General features: G+C 69.9%; 7 protein-coding genes. 2 read left to right on the top strand and 5 right to left on the bottom strand.

What is annotated here, in order from left to right:
- Window positions 1–89 precede the first annotated feature (89 nt).
- Window positions 90–1016 (top strand): LysR family transcriptional regulator, encoded by a 927-nt coding sequence (locus tag ACMUOO_RS16185; protein ID WP_301919199.1) that lies wholly within the window; start codon window positions 90–92, stop codon window positions 1014–1016.
- Window positions 1017–1105: 89 nt separating this feature from the next.
- Here the strand turns inward: ACMUOO_RS16185 and pqqE are convergent, their stop codons facing one another.
- From pqqE to pqqA, 5 genes are read right to left on the bottom strand one after another with little or no spacing between them, the layout of a single operon-like run.
- Complete coding sequence (pqqE, locus tag ACMUOO_RS16180; protein WP_301919198.1) at window positions 1106–2218, bottom strand: pyrroloquinoline quinone biosynthesis protein PqqE; 1113 nt, start codon at window positions 2216–2218, stop codon at window positions 1106–1108.
- Window positions 2215–2490, bottom strand: a complete 276-nt coding sequence (pqqD, locus tag ACMUOO_RS16175; protein ID WP_301919197.1) for a pyrroloquinoline quinone biosynthesis peptide chaperone PqqD — start codon at window positions 2488–2490, stop codon at window positions 2215–2217. The genes pqqE and pqqD overlap by 4 nt, the downstream gene beginning before the upstream one ends.
- Complete coding sequence (gene pqqC, locus ACMUOO_RS16170; protein WP_301919196.1) at window positions 2490–3248, bottom strand: pyrroloquinoline-quinone synthase PqqC; 759 nt, start codon at window positions 3246–3248, stop codon at window positions 2490–2492. Before pqqC ends, pqqD begins: the two co-directional genes overlap by 1 nt.
- Complete coding sequence (pqqB, locus tag ACMUOO_RS16165) at window positions 3245–4141, bottom strand: pyrroloquinoline quinone biosynthesis protein PqqB (protein WP_301919195.1); 897 nt, start codon at window positions 4139–4141, stop codon at window positions 3245–3247. The genes pqqC and pqqB overlap by 4 nt, the downstream gene beginning before the upstream one ends.
- Window positions 4142–4160: 19 nt before the next feature.
- Window positions 4161–4256 (bottom strand): pyrroloquinoline quinone precursor peptide PqqA, encoded by a 96-nt coding sequence (pqqA, locus tag ACMUOO_RS16160; RefSeq protein ID WP_301919194.1) that lies wholly within the window; start codon window positions 4254–4256, stop codon window positions 4161–4163.
- A gap of 275 nt (window positions 4257–4531) precedes the next feature.
- On the opposite strand from pqqA, the gene ACMUOO_RS16155 reads away from it, so the two are divergent.
- The gene (locus ACMUOO_RS16155) at window positions 4532–5743 is read left to right on the top strand and encodes a serine hydrolase domain-containing protein (RefSeq protein ID WP_301919193.1); all 1212 of its coding nucleotides are present in this window, start codon (window positions 4532–4534) and stop codon (window positions 5741–5743) included.
- Window positions 5744–6166 lie beyond the last annotated feature (423 nt).

Raw genomic sequence — 6166 nt, 5'->3', positions numbered from 1 at the left:
TACGGGGGAAACCCGGCCGAAGGCTATGCCGCGCTTGGCCTTTCTGATAATCCGTCGAATACCTGAGAACTTTCAAGATTGCCCGAAGAATGGCCTATGTCAGCAACATCCGCATGTTCGTCCGGGTCTTCGAACTCGGGTCCATGTCGGCGGCCGCGCGTGACCAGCGGACCTCGCCCGCCGTCGCCTCTGCCCGGATCGCGGAACTGGAGCGGCATCTCGGCATCCGGCTCTTCAACCGCACGACACGGCGCTTGCAGCCAACGGAGAATGGACGGCTCTTCTACGACGGCGCGCGCAAGGTGCTGGAGGCGATCGACGAGGCGGAGGCGGCCGTCATGGCCTCCACCCGCGATCTCAGAGGCACGGTTTTCTGCGCCGCGCCGCTCGGCGTCGGACGGCGGTTCATCGCGCCGCATGTGCCTGCATTCAAGGACGAATATCCGAGGATCGACGTGCGGCTCAGGCTTTCGGACCGCAAGATCGACGTGATCGGCGAGGGGCTCGACCTTGCCTTCCACCTCGGCACGCTGGAGGATTCCACGCTGAAGATGCGGGTGGTTGCGGAATGCCCGCGCGTCCTTTGCGCCGCCCCCGCCTATGTCACGGCGCGGGGCGATCCGGAAAGCGGCGAGGGTCTGGCCAAGGGCCGGCACGACTGCCTGAACCTGCGCTTTCCCGGCGCGCCGGAGTTCCAGTGGACGCTGGTCACGCCGGAGGGTCCGCGGCGCTACGAGGTCTCGGGCCCTTTCGAATCGGATGACGGCGACGTGCTGACGGGCTGGGCGCTCGACGGGCGGGGAATCGTGCTGAAGCCGATCTTCGAAGTGGCCGACCACCTGCGCGCGGGCCGGTTGGTGCCGGTGGCTCGCGCGACGCCACCCCTGCCGGTGCAACTGACTTGCCTGACCCAGCATCGCCGCCTGCGCGATCCGAAGATCCGTGCCTTCACTGATTTCATCGTCGCGCGCTGCCGGGCCGACCTTCAGCGCGAGACGGAAGCGCTGACGATCTGAGCGGCGGGAAGCGGTGGCGCAGGCCCGACGCGGGTCTTGGTGCGGGCGGACCATGACGGTGGCGGTGGAGGCACGGGGCAGGTGCCCGATCAGCCGACGACCGGCTCGGCCGGCACGGGTCTGCCCGGCGCGGTGCGGTGGATCAGCGGGGCGGTGGCTGCGGCATGGGCGGCGGCGCGGGCCTGAAGCGCCGCATGGTGGGGCGACTTCACGCAGACCGGGTCGGCAGCGCCGGCATCCCCGGCCAGCGCCATCGCCTGACAGCGGCAGCCGCCGAAATCCTTCTCGCGCCGGTCGCAGGAGCGGCACGGCTCGGCCATCCAGCCGGTTCCGCGATAGGCGTCGAAGGCGCTGGACCGATACCAGATGTCAGCCAGGGGCCGGTGGCGGACATTCTCGAACGTCAGGTGCGGGATCGTCTGCGCGGCGTGGCAGGGCAGCACCGTGCCATCCGGCGCGACGTTGAGGCCGGTCGAACCCCAGCCGCCCATGCAGCGCTTGGGATAGTCGGAATGATAGTCGGCGGGCACATAGTCGACGACGAGCCTGCCTTTCAGCCGCACCCGCGCTTCTGCGACGATCCGCGTCGCCTCCTTCGCCTGTTCGCGCGTCGGCATCAGCGCGTCGCGGTTCCTCAGCGCCCAGCCGTGGAACTGCACCGTCGCCACCTCGACCCGCCGCGCGCCCATCTCCTCGGCCATCTCGAGCGCGCGGGGAAGCTGGTGCAGGTTGCGGCGGTGGAGGACGGTGTTGAGCGTCAGGGGGAAACCGATCGCCTTGATCCAGCCCGCCACCTGCATCTTGCGGACAAAGCCGCCGCGATAGCCGCCGATCTCGTCGGCCATGCCGGCATCGGTGCCCTGGAGGGAAAGCTGGATATGGTCGAGCCCGGCGGCGTCAAGCTCGGCGAGCCGAGCCTCGGTCAGGCCGATGCCGGAGCTGATGAGGTTGGTGTAGAGCCCGGCTTCGCGCGCGGCCCGGACAAGGTCCGTGAGGTCGCGGCGCGAGGCGGGCTCCCCGCCCGAGAGGTGAAGCTGCAGGACGCCAAGGTCCGCCGCCTCGCGGAAGACGCGGACCCAGTCCTCCGTGGCAAGCTCGGTCTCGGCGCGGGCAAGCTCCACCGGGTTGGAGCAATAGGGGCAGGAGAGCGGGCAGCGGTGGGTCAGTTCCGCGAGCATGGCGATGGGCGGGGGCACGGTCATGGGCGGACCTCCAGGAACAGCCGGTCGCGGAGCGCGCCGAGAAAGGCCGCGCTGTCGGCGGCGATCTGGTCGCGGGGCGCGGCGAATTTCGCGGCGAGCGCGGCGGTGATCTCCCCGAAGCTGCGCTTGCCGTCGACTTCGGACAGGATCGCCTGGCCCACCGCGTCGAGCGTCACCGTGCGTTCGGGTGCGAGCAGCACCCAGTCGCCGCGCACGCGGTCGAAATGCAGGCGCACACCGCGGGGCAAAGCGGGGATCGCGGCCGCGTCCATCACGAGGCCCGCGCCAGCGCCATGCCCTCGCCCGGCAGCCAGGCGCCGGGCGGGATGCGGCCCGGCTCCACATAGGCCGAGTGGAGCGCGTCGAGCTGGGCCCAGAGGACATCGGTCTTGAAGGTCAGCGCGGCGGCCGCCATGTCCTGCCGTTCCGCGGTGTCGGCATGGTCGAGCACCCATTTCAGCCCGAAGGCCACATCCTCCGGCGCCTCCTTCAGCCGCTTGCGGAAGTAGCTGAGCGAGGCATCATTGGCGAAGGGGTAGTGCTTCAGCAGCCCCTCGATGCGGGTCGCGTGGATCGCCGGGGCGAAAAGCTCGGTGAGCGAGGCGGCGACCGCCTCCATCAAGGTCTTGTCGCGGACGAAGCGTACATAGGCATCGACGGCGAAGCGGGTGGCGGGCATCACGCCCTGGCAGGAGGCGACATAGTCGGGGTCAAGCCCCACCGCCTCGGCAAGCCTGAGCCAGCGGCGGATGCCGCCCTCGTTCTCGTCGGTGCCGTCGTGGTCCTCGATCCTTTTGCGCCATGCGCGGCGGAGCGCGGGATCCTCCACCCGGCTCATGAAGGCCGCGTCCTTCATCGGGATCGAGTGCTGGTAGTAGTAGCGGTTGATGACCCAGGCGCGGACCTGGTCGGGCGTGCAGCCGCCGCCATGCAGCAGCGCGTGGAACGGGTGCTTGTCGTGGTAGCGATCCGCCCCGATCTGGCGCAGGCGGGCCTCGAAGGCGGCAGGGGGCTGGGGCGCGCGTATCATGGGGTGATCTCCATTCCGTCCTGGCCGATGATCCAGCCCGCCGCCTCCGCCTCCGCCCGCTCGGGCGAGCCGGGGTCGAGCACCGGGTTGGTGTTGTTCATGTGCACGAAGACCTTGCGCCCGATCCTGAGCGGCGCGAAGGCGGCGATTGAACCTTCCGGCCCGCTCATCGCCATGTGGCCCATCCGGCCGCCGGTCTTGCGGCCGAGCCCGAGCCGGATCATCTCGTCATCGGTCCAGAGCGTGCCGTCGAAGAAGACGAGGTCCGCGCCCTCGACGCGCGCCGCCAGGGCCCCGGTCAGCGCCGCGCAGCCGGGGACGTAGAAAGCCGTCAGCCCGCCGGCATCGAGCCGCACGCCGACCGTCTGCTCGCCCATCGCCCGCGTCTCCACCACCTCGCCCTCCAGATAGAGCGGCACCTTGCCGGGCACCGGAAACAGCGTGGCCCGGAGACCGGGGACAATCTCGAACGCCGCCTCGAGCGCCACCGCCTCGCGCCGCACCATGTCCGACTTCAGGGCCGCAAAGATCGGGTTGGCGGCGATCACCTCATGAATGCCGGCAGTGGCGTAAAGCTTGAAAGGCTGCATCTCGCGCAAGGTCAGAAGTCCCGCCACATGGTCGATGTCGCCGTTCGTCACCAGCACCGCCCTGAGCGGCACCTCCCTCGGACCCGTGGGCGCGAGCGCCGGACAGGCCGCAAGCTGCACCCGGATGTCGGGCGAGGCGTTCAGGATCGCCCAGTCCCGCCCGTTCGCCGTGACGGCGAGCGACGACTGCGTCTGCGCTGCAATCGCCCCCGCCCGTGCGCGCCGGCAATTCCCGCATCCGCAGTTCCATTGGGGCAGGCCGCCGCCGGCGGCCGCCCCGAGAATGCGTGTGCGAAAGCCCATGTCGGCCCGCCCGCGCCTCTCAGTAGAGAACGCCGCCCTCGTCTTCCGCGGGGCCGTACATGTTGATCTCCATGCCGCACTCGATTTCGCGGATCACGGGTTTCGTCCAGGCCATGGTTTCCTCCTCCTGAATGGTCCGCTCCTCCTGGGACCGTTCCGCAAGAATGCCGCAAATGGCCGCCGCCGCGCGACAGATAATTCGCGACGGCGCCTCATCCTTTGGTCGGTGTTCCGGGCGAAAGCGGGGTCTTCGGGGCCTGCCCGGCCCCCTGGCGCACGGCCTTGGGGCAATCGGCGCATGGAATCGCCGGCCCGTCACGAAGGGGGGCGACCCTGTTGCATTCCTCGGCGCGCCATGCGCGAATGCGCCATCCCGAGGGGAGGGAACCGATGCGCAGCTACCGCAATTCCGAAACGCCGCCACCGATCATGGACGGTGCGCCGCCGCCTGCGGAGATGCGTGTGCCCTTCCTCGACTGGGACCGGCCGCCGTGGAACCGCTGGGCCTTTCAGCGTGTGCGGCAGATACTGCCGACCGCGCCGATCCGCCGCGGCGCGCGGGTCTCGCCGCTGCCGGCGGCGCGGGGCGGTCTCGACGACTTCGCCTTCCGCCGCCGCGACGGGACAAGGACGACTTTCGCCGAGATGCTCGACGCCACCTACACGGACGCGATGTGGGTCTGGAAGGACGGCCACGTCCTGCACGAGAGCTATCACAACGGTATGGACGCGCGGACGCTGCACCTCTTGCAATCAGTGTCGAAGTCGATCACCGCGACGGCGGGGGCGACGCTGATCGCCGACGGCCTGATCGACCCGGCCGCGCCGGTGACGGAGTATCTGCCCGAACTCGCCCGGACCGCCTGGGCCGGGGCCAGCGTTCGGCAGGTGCTCGACATGACCACGGGCGTGCGCTTCACCGAGACCTACGACCAGCGCGACAGCGACATCGGCAAGATGGATTACTGCAGCGGCTGGAAGCCCGCCCCGCCCGATACCGATGTCTCGGACTGGCCGACATGTATCTGGGAGCAGATACTGGGGCTCACGCACAAGGAGGCCGAGCATGGCGCGCGCTTCGCCTACCGATCGATCGAGACCGATGTCTTCGCCCATGTGATGCAGCGCGTCAGCGGCAAGCGGTTGCCCGACCTCATCTCGGAGCGGTTGTGGCAGCCCCTTGGCGCCGAGGAGGATGCCGAGATCACGGTGGACCGGGCGGGCTATGGGCTCGCCTGCGGCGGGATCAGCGCCGCGCTTCGCGATCTGGGACGGTTCGGGCTCGCCTACCTCAACGACGGACAGGTGGAGGGGCGGCAGGTCATCCCGCGCGCCTGGGTCGAGGATGTGCGGGCGGGCGCCCACGGGCTTTTCGACGATGCGGCGCGGGCGGAGTTCCCGAACGGTTGCTACCGCAACCAGTTCTGGATCGAGGACCGCGACAGGCCGCGCCATCTCTGCCTCGGGATCTTCGGCCAGATGGTCTATGTCGCCCCGGACGCGGGTCTCGTCGCCGTCAAGGTCTCCACCTGGCCCGACGCCCTGGACAGCGGGCACCTGATGGCAGCGGTGGATGCCCTGCGCGCGGTGGCCGCGAGCTGACTTGGGCCGCCAGCGGAATGCCGGCGGGGGATGCCGCCCACGAACGCCTGCCGCGCAGCCTTGCGACGCATCCGGCAAAGCCGAAGATCGACAAGCCCATGGACAACGGTCGGCAGCGGCCCTGAGGCGCGATCGCCATGGACGGGGACCTGGGCGCTCCGGAGCGTTCCCGGACCAATGGCGGACGACGGCTCGCAGCGCGGGATATTCACCGGGAGCGACGAGCAAGCCCCGAAGGCCCGGGCCGTCGAGTTCCCCGGCAGTGCCTAGGGAGGCTCCCACGCCGTCGGAACGGCCGGACCGGATACCCCGCCCGACCGCGAGGTCGCCGGCGTCGCCGCCCTGCTTCCAGGCCTCTGCCTTGACCCTCGCTGCCAAGCTGGTAACCGTGCGACCGGACGGGGCCGGGCGTAAGCGCCCCCG

It is taken from the genome of Albidovulum sp., assembly GCF_041919395.1.
Taxonomy (GTDB): domain Bacteria; phylum Pseudomonadota; class Alphaproteobacteria; order Rhodobacterales; family Rhodobacteraceae; genus Albidovulum.
This window is presented reverse-complemented; position numbering and strand designations above follow the sequence as displayed.